The 16,670-nt window shown below is 70.8% G+C and carries 16 protein-coding genes and 1 tRNA gene; 9 read left to right on the plus strand and 8 right to left on the minus strand.

Going from position 1 to position 16,670, the window contains the following annotated elements; all coding sequences use genetic code 11:
- Positions 1–11 precede the first annotated feature (11 nt).
- The 4 genes from Pen02_RS23990 (at position 12) to Pen02_RS24005 (ending at position 2,129) form a co-directional block, all read left to right on the plus strand.
- On the plus strand, positions 12–614 hold the full coding sequence (locus Pen02_RS23990; RefSeq protein WP_203868334.1) for a Uma2 family endonuclease: 603 nt from the start codon (positions 12–14) through the stop codon (positions 612–614).
- Between the two features lie 99 nt (positions 615–713).
- Positions 714–890, plus strand: a complete 177-nt coding sequence (locus Pen02_RS23995; protein WP_307837728.1) for a hypervirulence associated TUDOR domain-containing protein — start codon at positions 714–716, stop codon at positions 888–890.
- A complete protein-coding gene (locus Pen02_RS24000; protein WP_203868336.1) occupies positions 883–1,323 on the plus strand; it encodes a DUF3140 domain-containing protein in 441 nt (146 codons plus the stop codon). The genes Pen02_RS23995 and Pen02_RS24000 overlap by 8 nt, the downstream gene beginning before the upstream one ends.
- Positions 1,324–1,379: 56 nt before the next feature.
- The gene (locus Pen02_RS24005) at positions 1,380–2,129 is read left to right on the plus strand and encodes a TMEM175 family protein (RefSeq protein WP_239141186.1); all 750 of its coding nucleotides are present in this window, start codon (positions 1,380–1,382) and stop codon (positions 2,127–2,129) included.
- A gap of 40 nt (positions 2,130–2,169) precedes the next feature.
- Here the strand turns inward: Pen02_RS24005 and polA are convergent, their stop codons facing one another.
- The 8 genes from polA to Pen02_RS24045 all read right to left on the minus strand — a co-directional run bounded on the left by polA (position 2,170) and on the right by Pen02_RS24045 (position 12,116).
- A complete protein-coding gene (gene polA / locus Pen02_RS24010; protein WP_203868337.1) occupies positions 2,170–4,857 on the minus strand; it encodes a DNA polymerase I in 2,688 nt (895 codons plus the stop codon).
- A 123-nt stretch (positions 4,858–4,980) separates the two neighbouring features.
- On the minus strand, positions 4,981–5,691 hold the full coding sequence (locus Pen02_RS24015; protein ID WP_203868338.1) for an ABC transporter ATP-binding protein: 711 nt from the start codon (positions 5,689–5,691) through the stop codon (positions 4,981–4,983).
- Positions 5,681–6,583 (minus strand): ABC transporter ATP-binding protein, encoded by a 903-nt coding sequence (locus tag Pen02_RS24020; protein WP_203868510.1) that lies wholly within the window; start codon positions 6,581–6,583, stop codon positions 5,681–5,683. Before Pen02_RS24020 ends, Pen02_RS24015 begins: the two co-directional genes overlap by 11 nt.
- A 31-nt stretch (positions 6,584–6,614) precedes the next feature.
- Positions 6,615–7,760 carry a branched-chain amino acid ABC transporter permease gene (locus Pen02_RS24025; protein WP_372445658.1) on the minus strand — a complete coding sequence of 382 codons (1,146 nt, stop codon included), beginning with the start codon at positions 7,758–7,760 and terminating at the stop codon, positions 6,615–6,617.
- A complete protein-coding gene (locus Pen02_RS24030) occupies positions 7,760–8,743 on the minus strand; it encodes a branched-chain amino acid ABC transporter permease (RefSeq protein WP_203868340.1) in 984 nt (327 codons plus the stop codon). The genes Pen02_RS24025 and Pen02_RS24030 overlap by 1 nt, the downstream gene beginning before the upstream one ends.
- Positions 8,744–8,805: 62 nt before the next feature.
- Positions 8,806–9,954, minus strand: coding sequence for a branched-chain amino acid ABC transporter substrate-binding protein (locus tag Pen02_RS24035; protein ID WP_203868341.1), 1,149 nt, complete (start codon positions 9,952–9,954; stop codon positions 8,806–8,808).
- A 285-nt stretch (positions 9,955–10,239) separates the two neighbouring features.
- Complete coding sequence (locus tag Pen02_RS24040) at positions 10,240–11,415, minus strand: beta propeller repeat protein (RefSeq protein ID WP_203868342.1); 1,176 nt, start codon at positions 11,413–11,415, stop codon at positions 10,240–10,242.
- A gap of 83 nt (positions 11,416–11,498) precedes the next feature.
- Positions 11,499–12,116 (minus strand): ANTAR domain-containing response regulator, encoded by a 618-nt coding sequence (locus Pen02_RS24045; protein ID WP_203868343.1) that lies wholly within the window; start codon positions 12,114–12,116, stop codon positions 11,499–11,501.
- A gap of 86 nt (positions 12,117–12,202) precedes the next feature.
- On the opposite strand from Pen02_RS24045, the gene Pen02_RS24050 reads away from it, so the two are divergent.
- From Pen02_RS24050 to Pen02_RS24070, 5 genes are all read left to right on the plus strand, one after another.
- Positions 12,203–12,278, plus strand: a tRNA-Leu gene (locus Pen02_RS24050).
- Positions 12,279–12,631: 353 nt separating this feature from the next.
- Positions 12,632–13,762, plus strand: a complete 1,131-nt coding sequence (locus tag Pen02_RS24055; RefSeq protein ID WP_239141187.1) for an ABC transporter substrate-binding protein — start codon at positions 12,632–12,634, stop codon at positions 13,760–13,762.
- A gap of 25 nt (positions 13,763–13,787) precedes the next feature.
- On the plus strand, positions 13,788–14,681 hold the full coding sequence (locus Pen02_RS24060; protein ID WP_203868512.1) for an ABC transporter permease: 894 nt from the start codon (positions 13,788–13,790) through the stop codon (positions 14,679–14,681).
- Positions 14,682–14,747: 66 nt separating this feature from the next.
- Complete coding sequence (locus Pen02_RS24065) at positions 14,748–15,572, plus strand: ABC transporter permease (RefSeq protein WP_203868344.1); 825 nt, start codon at positions 14,748–14,750, stop codon at positions 15,570–15,572.
- Positions 15,569–16,663, plus strand: coding sequence for an ABC transporter ATP-binding protein (locus tag Pen02_RS24070; RefSeq protein ID WP_203868345.1), 1,095 nt, complete (start codon positions 15,569–15,571; stop codon positions 16,661–16,663). Before Pen02_RS24065 ends, Pen02_RS24070 begins: the two co-directional genes overlap by 4 nt.
- Positions 16,664–16,670: the final 7 nt, after the last annotated feature.

A 16,670-nucleotide genomic window follows, 5' to 3' on the forward strand; every position in this document is an offset into this window, starting at 1 on the left:
ACGTTGGGCGGGTGACCAGCGAACCGGCCGCCCGGCTGCCCGGACCGTGGCGACCAGACCCGGTCCGGCAGCGTCAGGCGGGCTACCGACTGGAAGACCTCCTACGCCTCCCGTCGGACGCCCCGCGCGTCGAGCTCCTCGACGGAGTCCTGCGCGCGCTCCCCGCCCCCGACCTGGGCCATCAGCACATCTCTGGTCTGCTCCGCCGTCTGCTGGGAGACCAAGCACCCGGGCACCTCGGGGTGACCCAGGCGGTCGGGGTGGCGCTGGACACCGACCACATCCGCAGACCGGACGTCCTGGTCTACCGGGCGGAGGTCCCGGCGGAGCGGCACTTCCTGCTGCCGCACGAGGTGGTGCTCGCGGTCGAGGTCGTCTCGCCCGGGACCCGGCGTACGGACAGGTTCAGCAAGCCCGCCGAGTACGCGGCGGCCGGCATCGCCTGCTACTGGCGAGTGGAGCAGAACCCGGTACGGGTGCACGCGTACCGGCTGGCCGACCGGCCCGGGCGCAGCGGCAACCGGGAGTACGAACTGCTCGCCAAGGCCGACGAGCTGCTGGAACTGGTCGATCCGTTCCCGATCAAGCTGGCGATCGGCGAAATCGCCCCGTAACTCCGTTTCCGGTTCCGGTCGGGCGCACCGGTTACCGCCCCGGGCAGCCGGGTAGACCGCTGCATGCCAGAGCGGAGAAAACTGCGTAAGGGCGACCGGGTGAGCTGGCGAAGCCACGGTTCCAGCGCGCACGGCACCGTCCAGGAGGAGATCACCGAACGGACGTACGCCGGGAAGCGTACGGTCGCCGCGTCGAAGGAGGATCCGCAGTACCGGGTCCGTACCGACGAGGGGCGGGACGCGGTACACAAGCCGGAGGCGTTGTTCGATGAGTAGTCGCGCCGACGACGGCCGGGACACCGTGCGGGAGTTCCGGGACGCGGTGAACATGAATCCCGGCGAGCTGGGCAAGTGGCTGGACACCGACGACTCGAAGACGGTGGGCTGGCGCAAGGGCGGCAAGGGCGGCGGCGAGTCGGTCGGACACGAGTCCGGACGGAAGATCATCGACCTGCTGCGCAAGCGCGCCAACCAGTTCACCGACCGGGACTTCGCGCACATGCGGAAGGTCGTCGGGTACGTCCGGCGGCACATGGCGCAACGACCGTCCGGCGACGTACGCAACACCAGGTGGCGTTACTCCCTGATGAACTGGGGACACGACCCGCTCAAGGCACCCCTGCCAGCGGTCGGCGGCCCGTCCCGCAAGGCCCAGCAGCGGCACCGGGAGGCCGAACGCTCCTCGGGCCGGAACCAGCGCACCCGGTGAGTCCGCTCCCGGTGAGCCTGCGCTCGGTGCCGAGCCCGCAGCGGGCCTGACCTGGCGTGGCGCTCCGGCCGAACTGGTCGCGGCCGGGCTGGTGGCGGCCCAGGTGGTCGCTGTCATCGGGGCGTGCCTCGACGGGAGAGACCGGGGAGACCGGGCGGGTCGGAGGTGGCTTCGGCGCGGCCCGGGACACCACCAGGCTGGTCGCGTTCAGCGACGCGGTCTTCGCCATCGCGGTCACCCTGCTGGTACTGGAGATCCATCCGCCGAACGACTTCCGCGCGCTGTTCTCCTCGCTGGGGGCGCTCTGGCCGTCGTACATGGCCTACGTGATCACGTTCCTGCAGATCGGGCAGATCTGGGTCAACCACCATGTCATGTTCGACCACATCGTCTCGGTGGACCGGTTCGTGCTCTTCACGAACACGGTCCTGCTGATGGATGTCGCCTTCCTGCCGTTCGCCGCGTCGGTGCTGTCCGAATCCTTCCGGGTCGGTCAGGGGCAGCGCGGAGCCGTACTGTTCTACGGCCTCACCCTGGGCCTCGCCGCGATCCTGTTCAACATCACCTGGGAGTACGCCCGCCACCGCCGCCACCTGTTCCGGGACGACGTCGACGACGCCGGAGCCCGGTCCGTCGGCCGCCGATTTCGGCTGGCGCTGTTCTGGATCGGTGCCGGCGCCGCCATCGGCGGCTTCGTGCCCGTGGCGGGTGTGGTGGTGATCGCCGCGTTCATCCCGTTCTACTGGCTGCCGATCCGGGGCGAGACGCCCGGACCACGCCGGAACGGCGACGCTCCGACCGGCTGACGTCGAGGCGGGCGCCGGGACGGACCGACGTGTCGCGCGGTCAGTGGTCGGCGCTGTTCCAGTCCGTACCGACGCCGACCGAGACCTCCAGCGGCACCGCCAGCGGATAGGCCGCACCCATCTCGCGCCGGACCAGCGCCTCGAGGTCGGCCCGCTCGCCGGGTGCCACCTCGAAGACCAGTTCGTCGTGCACCTGGAGCAGCATCCGGGACCGCAGGTCGGCGGCGCGCAGCGCGGTGTCGACGTGCAGCATCGCCACCTTGATGATGTCGGCGGCCGAACCCTGGATCGGGGCGTTCAGCGCCATCCGCTCGGCCATCTCCCGGCGCTGCCGGTTGTCGCTGACCAGGTCGGGCAGGTAGCGCCGACGGCCGAGGATGGTCTCGGTGTAGCCGTCCTTGACCGCCTTCTTCACCACCGACTGGAGGTAGTCCCGGACCCCGCCGAAGCGGCTGAAGTATTCCTCCATCAGGGCCCGTGCCTCGTCGGCGGCGATGCCGAGCTGCTGGCCGAGGCCGAACGCGCTCAGCCCGTACGCCAGGCCGTAGTTCATTGCCTTGATCTTGCGCCGCTGGTCCGGGGTGACCTCGCCCACCGCGACCCCGAAGACCGAGGAGGCGGTCGCGGCGTGGAAGTCGGCCCCGGAGTTGAACGCCTCGATCAGGGCGGTGTCGCCGGAGAGGTGCGCCATGATCCGCATCTCGATCTGGCTGTAGTCGGCGGTGAGCAGGCAGTCGTAGCCCGGCCCGACCACGAAGGCCCGGCGGATCCGCCGACCCTCCTCGGTGCGGATCGGGATGTTCTGCAGGTTGGGGTCGGTCGAGGAGAGCCGACCGGTAGCCGCCACCGTCTGGTGGAAGGTGGTGTGGATCCGGCCGTCGTCGGAGACCGACTTCAGCAGGCCGTCGACCGTGGACTTGAGCCGGGCCACGTCGCGGTGCCGGAGCAGGTGCTCCAGCAGTGGATGCGGCTGCTGCGCGTAGAGCCACTGCAGGGCGTCGGCGTCGGTGGTGTAACCCGTCTTGATCTTCTTGGTCTTGGGCAGGCCCAGCTCGGTGAAGAGGATCTCCTGCAACTGCTTGGGCGAGCCGAGGTTGAACTCCCGCCCGATCACCTCGTACGCCGCCTGGGCGACCGCCTTCACCTCCCCGGCGAAGTGCGCCTCCAGCTCCGACAGGTAGTCGGTGTCGGCGGCGATGCCGATCCGCTCCATCGCGCCGAGCACGTCGACCAGCGGCTGCTCCACCTCGGCGAGCAGCCTGGCCGACTGCTCGCCGTCCCGGGACAGCTCGGCGGCGATGGCGTCGGCCAGGTCCAGGGTGGCCCGGGCCCGGAGCATCAGGTTCTGCTCGACCTCGCCCTCGTTGCCGAGGCCGTCGAAGGTGAGCTGGCCGGTCTCCGGCGCGTCGACCTTCAGCTCCCGGTGCAGGTAGCGCAGGGCCAGGTCGGTCAGGTCGTAGGAGCGCTGGTCGGGGCGGGCCAGGTAGGCGGCGAGCGCAGTGTCCCGCTGCACGCCGCGCAGCGTCCAGCCGTGCGCGGCGAAGGCCAGCAGCGCCGGCTTGCTGTCGTGCAGCACCTTCGGGCGCTCCGGATCGGCCAGCCAGCCGGCCACCGCGGTCTCGTCCTCGGCGGTCAGGCCGGCCGGGTCGAACCAGCCCGCCACTCCGGTCGCGGTGGCCAGGGCGACACCGGTCAGCGCACCGGTGCCCCGGCCGAACGAGCCGGCGACGGCGATCCCGACCGGGGTCGTCGGCGGCACGTGCTCGGCCAGCCAGCCGGCCACCTCGCCGGTGGAGAGCACCTTGCCGGCCAGGTCGAAGCCGGCCTCGGCCTCCGGCTCGACCGCGTCCAGGTACTGGTAGAGCCGGTCCCGCAGGATGCGGAACTCGAGGGTGTCGAAGACCTGGTGCACGGCCTCCCGGTCCCAGCCCTGCCAGCGGGTCTCCTCGGCCCGCAACGGCAGCTCCAGGTCCGAGACCAGGCAGTTGATGTCGTAGTTGCGGATCACGTCGGAAAGCCGCTCGCGCAGGCTGTCGCCGGCCTTTCCCTTGATCTCGTCGGCCCGGGCGATCACCCCCTCGACGCCGCCGTACTGGAGGATCCACTTCGCGGCCGTCTTCGGGCCCACCCCCGGCACGCCGGGAAGGTTGTCGCTGGTCTCGCCGACAAGTGCCGCCAGGTCGCGGTACTGCTCGGGGCCGACGCCGTAGCGCTCGGTGACCGCCGCCCGGTCCATCCGGGCCAGGTCGGAGACGCCCTTGCGCGGATAGAGCACCGTGACCTGGTCGCCGACGAGTTGGAAGGCGTCCCGGTCACCGGTGCAGATCAGCACCTCCATGCCGGCGTCCCGACCCTGGAAGGCGAGCGTGGCGAGCACGTCGTCGGCCTCGTAGCCCGGCATCTCCACCGTCGGCACCCGGAGCGCGGCGAGCACCTCCTTGACCAGGCTGACCTGGCCGGCGAACTCGCCCGGCGTCTCGGAACGGCCGGCCTTGTATTCGGCGTAGCGCTCGGTGCGGAAGGACCGTCGGGAGACGTCGAAGGCCACCACGATGTGCGTGGGGCGCTCGTCGCGGAGCACGTTGATCAGCATCGAGGTGAAGCCGTAGACCGCGTTGGTCGGCTGCCCGGTCGTGGTGGAGAAGTTTTCCACCGGCAGGGCGAAGAACGCCCGGTATGCGAGCGAATGACCGTCGAGCAGCAGCAGGCGCGGCGTAGAGGCTGTCACGATAGGCGACTCTAGTCCGAACCCCCGACACCGTACCCACCGCCGGGCCGCCGGCCGGTCGACTCCCCGGGGACGCGGAAGCCCCGGGCCGCGCGGGCGGACCGGGGCTTCCGGGCGTCGGGATCAGGCGACCCCGAGATAGGCCTCCTTGACCGCGGGGTCGTGCAGCAGTTCCTGACCGGTACCCTCCTTGACGATCCGGCCGGTCTCCAGCACGTAACCCCGGTGTGCCCGGGAGAGCGCCTGCTGGGCGTTCTGCTCCACCAGCAGGACCGTGGTGCCCTGCTGGTTGATCTCCGTCACGATGTCGAAGATCTGCTTGATCACCAGCGGGGCCAGCCCCATCGACGGCTCGTCCAGCAGCAGCAGCTTCGGCCGGCTCATCAGGGCCCGCCCCACCGCCAGCATCTGCTGCTCACCGCCGGAGAGCGTGCCGCCGGCCTGCTTGCGCCGCTCGGCCAGCCGGGGGAACAACCCGAACACCCGCTCCAGGTCGGCGGCGATACCGGCCGCGTCCCGCCGGGTGTACGCCCCCATGTCCAGGTTCTCCAGCACCGTCATGCCGGGGAAGATCTGCCGCCCCTCCGGGGACTGGCAGAGCCCCCGGCCCACCCGCAGGTCGGCCCGGAGCCGGCTGATGTCCTCACCGTTGAACCGGATCGATCCGCCGGCCAGCGCCCGGATGCCGGAGATGGCCCGCATCGTGGTGGTCTTGCCGGCGCCGTTGGCCCCGATCAGGGCCACGATCTCGCCCTCGTCGACGTGCAGGCTGATCCCGTGCAGCGCTTCGATCCGGCCGTACGCCACCGTGACGTTGTCGAGTTCAAGCAGCATCGACGGACTCCCCCAGGTACGCGGCGATCACCCGCGGGTCTCGGCTGACCTCGTCCGGCGACCCGTCGGCGATCTTGGTGCCGAACTCCAGCACCACGACCCGGTCGGTGACGCCCATGACCAGCCGCATGTCGTGCTCGATCAGCAGCACGGTGTGCCCCCGGTCGCGGATCTGCCGGATGAGCGTGAGCAGTTGCTCCTTCTCCGCCGGGTTGAACCCGGCGGCCGGCTCGTCCAGACAGAGCAGCTTCGGCTCGGTGGCCAGCGCCCGGGCGATCTCGAGCCGGCGCTGGTCGCCGTACGGGAGGTTCCGGGCCACCTCGTTCGCCCGGCCCTCGATGCCGACGAACTGGAGCAGTTCCAGCGACTTCTTCTCCGCCGCCCGCTCCTCCAGGATGTGCCGGGAGAGCCCGAAGATCTGGGCACAGGTCCGGCGTACCTGCTGCCAAATGCGCAGCAGCGGAACGTCGGAGGTGACCTGTGGCAACTCCTCCGGCTTGGGCCTGACCCGGTAGAGCCGGAAGAGCGCCCCGGGCACGCTCGTCTTGTGCCGGGAGTCCGTCCCGACCATGACGTTTTCCAGCGCGGTCATCTCCGGGAAGAGCCGGATGTTCTGGAAGGTACGCGAGATGCCCATCCGGCTGATCTCCGGCGGCTTCCGCCCGCTGACCCGGGCCCCGTCGAACCGCACCTGGCCCGACGTCGGCTTGAACACCCCGGTCATGACGTTGAAGGTGGTCGTCTTGCCCGCGCCGTTCGGCCCGATCAGCCCGAGGATCTCGCCCTCGTGGATCTGGAAGCTGACGTCGTTGAGCGCGACCACGCCGCCGAAGCGGAGCACGACCTGATCGACCTCGAGCAGCGTCCGGCGTGCCCCGGGCTGACGGGGAATCGACGGCTCCCGAGCCTCGGTTGAACTCGTCTCAGACACTGACCTTCGCCTCCTTCGCCCGGTCCTGTAGTTCGCGGGCGCGCCGCCGGCTCGGGATCAGGCCCTGCGGACGCAGCACCATCACCACCACCATCGCGAAGCCGAACGCCACCCACCGGTAGTCGCTGACGAACCGGAACCGCTCCGGCAGGTACGCGAGCAGCACCGCGCCGAACGCGACCCCGACCATGTTGCCCGAACCGCCGACCACCACCATCGCGACGAAGAGGATCGAAAGGGTGGCGTTGAACTGGCTCGGGTCGATGAAGGCGTTCCGGCTGGCGAAGAGGAAGCCGGAGAGGCCGCCGAGCGCCGCGCCGATGGCGAAGGCCCAGAGCTTGAACTTGAAGCCGTTCACGCCCATCACCGCAGCGGCGTCCTCGTCCTCCCGGATCGCCAGCCAGGAACGGCCGACCCGGCTGTTCTCCAGCCGGCGGACGGCGAAGACCATCAGCAGTACGACGGTGATCGCCAGCCAGTACCAGGGCTTGAGGTCCTGGAGGCCGAAGATCTTGTTGTCCGCCGACGGCGCCCCCTCCGGCCCGGGGATCGCGGAGATCCCGGCGGCGCCGTTGGTGACCCCGGTGAGGTTACGGGCGACGATCCGGATGATCTCACCGAAGCCGAGCGTGACGATGGCCAGGTAGTCGCCGCGCAGCCGCAGCGTCGGCCAGCCGAGGATCACCCCGGAGGTGAGGCTGAGCGCGATCGCCAGCGGAATGCAGATCGCCCATGCCACGGCCCAGGTGGGCTCCAGGTCGAAGGTCCGCTGCATCCACTTGACCACCGGCGAGTTCGTCGAGCCGAACAGCGCCACGCTGTAGGCGCCGATCGCGAAGAAGCCGATGTAGCCCAGGTCGAGCAGGCCGGCCAGCCCGACCACCACGTTCAGGCCGATCGCGACCAGTACGTAGATGGCGCAGGTGAAGAGCACACCGGCCCAGCTGTTGCCACCATCGATCGAGTCGGTGCGCAGCCAGGTCAGACCGGGGATGCCCAGCAGGGGAAGGTAGTAGAGGAACGCGATGAACGCGGCCACACCGATCAGCCGCTGCCAGGGCGGCAGTGCGGCCCAGCGGTCGGCGATCCCGTTCAGCGCGGCACGGCGACGGGCCTCGGTGGCCCGGACCTTGTCCATCATGCGCGGGCCCTCCCCAGCGACTCGCCGAGCAGACCGGTCGGCCGGAACATCAGCACGACGATGAGCACCACGAACGCCACCACGTCCTCCCAGGCCGAGGTGTAGAGCGTGGCGGCGTAGACCTCGACCAGGCCGAGGAAGAGGCCGCCGAGCAGGGCGCCCCGGAGGTTGCCGATGCCACCCAGCACCGCGGCGGTGAACGCCTTGAGGCCGAGGACGAAGCCGAGACTGCTCTGGGTGAAGCCGAAGCGGACGCTCCAGAGCAGCGCCGCGGCGCCGGCCATCACCCCGCCAAGCACGAAGATGAGCATGATGACCCGGTCCTGGTTCACCCCCATCAGGGCGGCCGTCTCCGGGTTCTGGGCCACCGCGCGGACACCGCGGCCGTACCGGGTGCGGTTGATGAACCAGTCCAGCGCGGCCATCATCAGCAGGGCGGAGACGAAGACGATCGCCTGTACGTTGGTGATCGCCGTGTCGCCGATGGTGATCAGCGCCTTCTGCTCGATCAGCGTCGGCATGCCGACGATCTGGCGCTCCCGCCCGAACAGCGTCGGGAAGACACCGCCGACGAGGCGCGGCAGCAGCAGACCGAGGATCTCCACCAGCACCAGCGACAGCCCGATCGCCGTGATCAGGAAGACCAGTGGCGGCGCGTTGCGCTTACGCAGCGGTTTGTACGCGATGCGTTCGAGTGCCAGCGCGGTGCCGCCGGAGGCGACCGCAGCGGCGACCAGGCCGATGAGCAGGAAGAGGATCGCCTGCCCGGCGCCGGGGTTGTCCTGCAACCCGAACGCGGTCCACGCGCCGAGGACCGCGAAGGTGCCCACCACGAAGACCTCGGAGTGGGCGAAGTTGATCAGCCGGAGTACGCCGTAGACCAGGGTGTAACCGAGGGCGATCAACGCGTAGATCGCGCCCTTGGAGAGACCGTCGACGGTGTGCTGGCCGAAGTGGCCGAATAGTTCGTCGAAGTTCACAAAAGCTCCTTGCATCGAGCGCGGCCGGGGGGATCACCCCCGGCCGCCCTCAAAGAACCAGGTCAGCTGACTTTGAGCTCCTGCAACGCGGTGATCTGCTTGTTCTTCACCTCGTACGCCCAGATCACGACCTTGGTCGGGTCGACGTCACCCTTGGCGTCGAACTTGATGTACTTCGACACGCCCTGCTTGTCGTAGGACTTCACGAACGCCAGGATGTCGGCCCGGGTCTGCTTGCCGGCGTCGAACGCGTCCAGGTAGACCTTGGCACCGTCGTAGCCCTCCGCGCCGTACGAACCCGGCGCGATGTTGTATTCCTTCTGGTAGTCCGCCGCGAAGGTGCCGCCGGCCTTGTCGGCCGGAAGGCACGGGCAGGTGATGATGGCGCCCTCGGCACCGCCCGCCGCACCCTCGGGGAAGGCCGGGTCGTAGAGACCGTCCGGGCCGATGAACTTGGCGGTCACGCCTGCGGCGCGCATCTGCCGGACCAGCGGAGCGGCCTCACGGGTGTAGCCGCCGTAGAACAGGTAGTCGGCGCTGCTGCTCTTGATCTTGGAGACGGTGGCGTCGAACTGCGACTGCCGCTCCTGGATCTTGTCGGTAGCCACCACCAGCGGGCCGAGCGCCTTGCCCAGCTCGGCGGTGATGCCCGCGCCGTACGCGCTGCCGTCGTCGACGACGAAGACCTTCTGCGCGCTCTGGGCCTTGAGGTAGGTCGCCACCGCGGCGGCCTGGGTGCCGTCGTGACCGACGACCCGGAAGAAGGACGTGTTGCCCTTCTGGGTCAGGTCGATCCGGGTGGCCGAGGGGCTCACCATCGCCAGGCCGGCGGCCTGGTAGACCGGCATCGTCGCGTCGCTCTCACCGGAGAAGTGCCCGCCGATCACGCCGAGGAACGACGCGTCGCCGGCGATCTGGCTGGCGAACGGGGTGGCAACGGCGGGGTCGCCCTGGGTGTCGAACTCCTGCAGGGTGACCTTGCAGTCCGGCTTCGCCGCGTTGTGCTGCTTGACGGCGAGCTTGGCGCCGTTCAGCGACGGGATCACCAGGCCCGCGTTGTCGCCGGTGAACGCGCCGAAGATCGCGATCTTGCCGCCACAGGCCTCAGCCTCGGTGCTGCCACCGTCACCCGCGTCCTGGCAGCCGGCCGCGGCAACCATGACCGCCGCCAGGGCGGTGGTGCTCAGCGCCCGTACATACTTACGCCTCACGGCTCCTTGACCTCCTCAAGATACAGGCGACGATGTCCTGGTGACGGGTGTGCCGGGGAACGGCGCACCCACCGCCGGACGGATACCGCCCACCTGCGTTACGGCTCGTGATGGCGGAGCGTACCGAGGCTTATTCGGTCAGGAAAGGTCTGGGGGCCGGGCTTGCCAAACCGTTACGAACACGTGCACGCCTTTGACCACAGCCGTAACAAGTGAGTCCGGCTACGCCCCTTATCCGACCTGCTGTCCGATCTTGGTCGACGGCCTCGGAACGGTGGGCCGGAGTCACGTCCCGGAGGTCAGCCGGGTCGCCCAGACCGCACCCTCGCGGCCGTCGTCGACGGTCAGCAGCACCCGGTCGCCGACGGCGAGGACACTGACGTCCCGGTCCGCGCCGGCCGGTACCGGCGTGGGCGTGGTCACCGGCCGCCAGCTCCGGCCGCCGTCGGTGCCGGACCAGAGGGAGTACGTCGCGCCGTCCGAGACGACGGCGAGCAGCCGGTCACCGGCCACGGTCAGTGCGCCGACCGCCGGAGCACCGGCGGAACCGTGCGCGCCGAACCCGCCGACCCGCTCCCAGCCGTCCGCACCGCGCCGCCACACCCCGAACTCGCGCCCCCGCAGCCCCACCGCCACCGGTGTGCCGTCCCACACCACGACCCGCTGGAGTTCCTCGTAGTCGCCGGTCGCCGGCACCGTCTCCCGCTGCCAGGTGCGGCCGTCCGGCGAGGTCCAGGCGAGCGGGTCCCGGTCGATTCGGCCACCGGTCGGCAGGATCCCGCCGACCATCAGCCAGCCCTGCGCGGTGGCCGTGGCGTCGAAGCCCCAGGTCGTACCCCGGCCGTCGGTGGCCAGTTCCGGCACGCCCTCCATGATCTCGAACTCCGCCGCGTCCGGGGAGACCCAGGACGCCACCCCGCTGGACCGGTTACCGGTGATCAGGTAGCCCCGGTCACCCGAGGCCAGCCGGGCGACGTTGACCGCCGTCGGGCCGCCGTACAGCTCGAACCGGGCCTCGACCTCGACCAGGGAGCCGTCCGGACGCTGCCGCCAACTGCTCGCCCGGGGGTTGCCGTGCGCGCCGCCCGGCTTGTCGCCGAGGATCGCGACCCGGCCGTCCCGGCAGGCCGCCGAGTAGAGCACGCTGCGCCGCCCGTAGTAGCCCTTCGGCTCCAGCGACATCGCCGTCCAGGTCGTCCCGTCGGTGCTGGTCCAGGCCGCCGGCCGGGTCTCACCCGCGCCGGCACCGACGCCGCCGACCACGTACCACCGGCCGTCGCAGCCGGTCACGTCCCGGACCATGGGTCGGCCGGGGGTGCCGGCCGGCGCGGGCAGGGCCAGCCGCTGCCACTGCGGCCGGACCGGCTCGGGCGCCGGCTCCGGCCCGGGGTCCTGGCAGCCGGCGGTGAGCAGCACGGCCGCGAGCAGCGTGGCGCCGATGCCACGTCGTCCGGGGAACATCGGCCGAGTGTAAGCCCGGAGGACGACACCGAGGACCCCTCGATCGACTCCGGTGCGTGTGCCCGCCCGGCCCCGCGCGGAAGTCAGCCCGCCTCGGCGGGTTCCGCCCCGGTTCCCTCGGCCAGGATCCGCTCGGCCACCTCGCGCATCGTCATCCGGTGGTCCATCGCGGTGCGCTGGATCCACTTGAATGCCTGCGGCTCCGTCATCCCGTAGGTGGTCATCAGCGCGCCCTTGGCCCGCTCCACGGTCTTGCGGATCTCCAGGCGGTCGGTCAGGCCGGCCACCTCGGCCTCCAGCGCGGCGATCTCCGAGTAGCGCGAGAGGGCGATCTCGATCGCCGGCACCAGGTCGCTCTTCTGGAACGGCTTGACCAGGTACGCCATCGCGCCGGCCGCCCGGGCCCGCTCGACCAGGTCCCGCTGGCTGAACGCGGTGAGGATGACCACCGGGGCGATCCGCCCACCGGCGATCCGCTCCGCGGCGGCCAACCCATCCATGATGGGCATCTTGATGTCGAGGATGACGAGGTCGGGTTTCAACTCCTCGGCGAGGCGCACCGCGGTCTCGCCGTCGCCCGCCTCCCCCACCACGTCGTAGCCCTCCTCGACCAGCATCTCGGCCAGGTCCAGCCGGATGAGCGCCTCGTCCTCGGCGATCAACACCCGCCTACGCTCGGTACCAGCCTGACTGTCGGCCACGAGCCCCTACCCCCAACTACATTCCCGACACCCGCCCAGCCGGGTGTCGCCGCCCTCAGCGTAGTGGGTAGTCTTATCGACGCCAGGCCCCTGTAGCCCAACGGCAGAGGCGCGATTCTCAAAAGATCGACAGTGTGGGTTCGAATCCCACCGGGGGCACCACCAACCGGCGATCGCCGGGATTGCCGACATTCGGCCACCGATTGTTTCCGCTGCCTGTCCTTGTCGCGGCAGCGGTCCGCGACCGATCCTCCGACGGCCGGGTACGGGTACGGCGTCGACCAGCCAGGGCAGTGCTGATCTTGTGCGGGTCCGCCGGCCCGGTGTCCGCCCGGGTACGGCTTTCGTAGCGACCTTTCGCCGGGACAGCGCCGACCGTTCACCCACGCGTCGCCTTTTCCCCTGGCCAGAGCACCGGGCCCGGGCATGATGGCCGCCGGGTGCCGCCGGGGAGGACCCGCATTGGCGGAGCTCCACCGGCCGGGCACCGACCGGGTATGTCTAAGGAGAGAAAAGTGCGATACGCGGTTGCCCGTACGGTCGCGGTGCTCGCGGCGTCGGTCGGGCTGGTAAGCATGGCCGCCTGCGCGCCGCCGGAGAAGGCGGGCGCGGAGACGGGAAGCGGCGCGGCCACCGCCACCAGCGCCGCAGACCTGGGCGGGTTCGACAAGCTCGTCGAGGCGGCCAGGAAGGAAGGGCAGCTCAACGTCATCGCGCTGCCGCCGGACTGGGCCAACTACGGCGAGATCATCAAGACCTTCGGCGAGAAGTACGGCATCAAGGTCAACTCCGCCCAGCCGGACGCCGCCAGCCAGGACGAGATCAACGCGGCGAACCAGCTCAAGGGGCAGAGCGTCGCCCCGGACGTCTTCGACCTCGGCGACGCGGTGGCCCGGGCGAACGTGCCGATGTTCGCGCCGTACAAGGTGCAGACCTTCGACGAGATCCCGGCCGCGCTCAAGGCGACCGACGGCGCCTGGGTCAACGACTACGGCGGCTACATGTCGATCGGCTTCGACGCCGGCAAGGTACCCGCCCCACAGAGCCTGACCGACCTGCTGAAGCCCGAGTACAAGGGCAAGGTGGCGCTGAACGGCGACCCGACCCAGGCCGGTGCGGCGTTCAGCGGAGTGGTGATGGCGGCGCTCGGCAACGGCGGCTCGGCCGACGACATCGGCAAGGGTGTCGACTTCTTCGCCCAGCTCAAGAAGGCCGGCAACTTCCTGCCGGTCGACCCGACCCCGGCCACCATCGAGTCCGGGCAGACCCCGGTCGTGATCGATTGGGACTACCTGAACGTCGCGCAGGGCGCCAAGCTCCAGGGCAAGGCGGACTGGAAGACCGTGGTGCCGCAGGGCGCGGTGGTCGGCTCGTACTACGTACAGGCGATCAACAAAGACGCGCCGCACCCGGCGGCGGCCCGGCTCTGGCAGGAGTTCCTCTACTCCGACGAGGGGCAGAACCTCTGGCTGAAGGGTGGCGCCCGGCCGGTCCGGGCCGAGGCGATGGCGAAGGCCGGCACGATCGACAAGACCGCGTACGAGACCCTGCCGGCCACCACCGGCGAGCCGGTCTTCCTCACCGAGGCGCAGACCGCCAAGGCGAAGGAGACGCTGACGGCCAACTGGGCCAAGGCAGTCGGCTGACCCGACGATGGCGGTCGTGACAACCATGCCGGACCCCGGAGCGCAGGCTCCCGGGGTCCGGCCCCACCCGGCCCGGCGTCGGGTCAGGCTGCTCGGCGTCGTGCCGTTCTTCGGGTACGTCGGGATCTTCCTCGCCGTGCCGACCCTGGTGGTCGCGGTCGGCGCCGTGACCGGCGACGACGGCGGCTTCACGCTGGACAACCTCGCGCGGCTCGGCGACTCGTACGTCCTGGCGGCGTTCGGGCGCAGCATCCTGCTCTCCGCGGTCACCGCGCTGCTCGGCGCGGTGCTCGGCGCCCTGCTCGGGTACGCCCTGGTGACCGCCCGGCCGGACGGCCTGCTGCGCCGGGCGGTGACCGCCGCCTCCGGGGTACTCGCCCAGTTCGGCGGGGTGACCCTGGCCTTCGCCTTCATCGCCACGATCGGGCTGAGCGGCTTCGTCACCGAGTTCCTGCGGGACCGGGTCGGGATCGACATCTACGCCTCCGGCGTCTGGCTGTTCGAACTGCCCGGCCTGCTGCTGGTCTACGCCTACTTCCAGATCCCGCTGATGGTGATCGTGTTCCTGCCGGCGCTGGACGGCATCCGTCCACAGTGGCGGGAGGCGGCGGCCAGCCTCGGCGGCTCGACCTGGCAGTACTGGCGACTGGTCGGGATGCCGCTGCTCGCCCCGCCGTTCCTCGGCGGCACGCTGCTGCTGTTCGCCAACGCCTTCTCGGCGTACGCGACCGCGGCGGCGCTGGTCAGCCAGGGCAGCCCGATCGTGCCGTTGCAGATCCGGGGCGCACTCACCAGCGAGGTGGTACTCGGCCAGCAGAACCTCGGCAAGGCGATGGCGCTCGGCATGATCGTGGTGGTCGCCCTGGTGATGTGGCTCTACGCCCTGCTCCAGAAACGGAGTGCGAAATGGCTGGGCTGACGACGAGCGAGGGGTGCGCGGCCAGGCCGACGACGACCGGGGGAACGGCATGGCTGGGCTGACGGCATGGCTGGGGTGATCCGGCGCCGGGCGCGGCGGCAACGGCTGTTCCGCTGGGTCGTGCTCACCGTGCTCGGGATCTTCTTCCTGCTGCCGCTGGTCGCGATGCTGGAATTCACCACCCGGGGCGCGGGCGGCGGTTTCAGCGCCCACACCTGGCGACTGCTGGTCGACTGGCCGAAGCTGACCGAGACCTACCCCGACCTCTCCACCGGGATCCGGGCCTCCTTCGGGCTGGTACTGCTCACCGTGGCGCTCACCCTGGTGCTGCTGGTGCCGACCGTGATCTGGGTACGGCTGCGGCTGCCCCGGCTGCGCCGGCTGGTGGAGTTCCTCTGCCTGCTGCCGCTGACCATCCCGGCGATCGTGCTGGTGGTCGGGCTGGCCCCGGTCTACGCCTGGGTCACCTACTTCCTCGGCGGTTCGCCGCTCACCCTCACCTTCGCGTACACGGTGCTGGTGCTGCCGTACGCGTACCGGTCCGTCGACGCGGGGCTGTCGGCGATCGACGTCCGTACCCTGGCCGAGGCGGCCCGGAGTCTCGGCGCCGGCTGGCCGACGGTGATCTGGCGGGTGGTGCTGCCGAACATCCGCTCCGCGGTGCTCTCCGCCGCCTTCCTCACCGTGGCCCTGGTACTCGGCGAGTTCACCATCGCCTCGCTGCTGAACCGGACCAACCTCCAGGTCGCGGTGAACCTGCTCGGCAAGAGCAGCGCGACGATGTCGGTGGCGGTCTCGCTGGCGGCGCTGCTGCTCGCCTTCGTCCTGTTGCTGCTGCTCTCCCTCGTCGGTGACGGCCGGCGCCGGACCCTGAAGAAGGAGATCTCGTGACCGCGTCCCCCGTCGCCGCCGAACCGGTCGGAGCGGCGGCCCGGCACGGCGTCCCGGTACGCCTGGCGGGGCTGCGCCGCAGCTTCGGCACCACACACGCGCTGGACGGGCTCGACCTGGACCTCGCCCCGGGTGAACTGGTCGCCCTGCTCGGCCCGTCCGGCTGCGGCAAGACCACCGCGCTGCGGGTGCTCGCCGGCCTGGAGGAGGCCGACGCCGGCCGGGTGCTGGTGGACGGCGAGGACGTCACCGACCGGCCGGTCAACCGGCGTGGCATGGGGATGGTCTTCCAGGCGTACAGCCTCTTTCCGCACCTGACCGCCCGGGAGAACGTCGAGTTCGGCTTGCGGCTGCGCGGCCGGCCCGGTGCGCGGCGCCGGCAGCGCGCCGAGGAGATGCTGGAACTGGTCGGCATCGCCGCGCACGGCCACCGCTTCCCGCACCAGCTCTCCGGCGGCCAGCAGCAGCGGGTCGCGCTGGCCCGGGCGCTGGCGATCGAGCCCCGGGTACTGCTGCTCGACGAGCCGCTCTCCGCCCTCGACGCCAAGGTACGCGTGCAGTTGCGCGACGAGATCCGCCGGATCCAACTGGAGGTCGGCACCACCACGCTGTTCGTCACGCACGACCAGGAGGAGGCGCTCGCCGTCGCCGACCGGGTCGGCGTGATGCGCGGCGGCCGGCTGGAGCAGTTGGCGACTCCGGCGGAGATCTACCTGCGCCCGGCGACCGCGTTCGTCGCCGACTTCGTCGGGCTCAGCAACCGGATTCCGGGCCGGAGCGGGCCGGACGGCACGATCCGGGTGCTCGGCCAGACCCTGCCGCTGGTGGCGCCGGATGCCGCGCCGGGCACACCGGACGCGCCGGTCACCGCCCTGGTCCGGCCCGAGGCGGTGGACCTGCTGCCCGCGCCGGACGGCGACGCCCGGGTACTCGCCGCCAGCTTCCTCGGCCCGATCAGCCGGGTCAGCGTCACGCTGCCGGACGGCACCCCGGTGGTCGCCCAGGTCGGCAGCGACCGGCTGGCCGACCTGACCCCGGGCACCCCGGTCCGGGTACGCCTGCGGCCCGCCCCGGTCGCCCTGGCAAGCTGACCGGCCG

Source organism: Plantactinospora endophytica (assembly GCF_016862915.1).
Taxonomy (GTDB): Bacteria; Actinomycetota; Actinomycetes; order Mycobacteriales; family Micromonosporaceae; genus Plantactinospora; species Plantactinospora endophytica.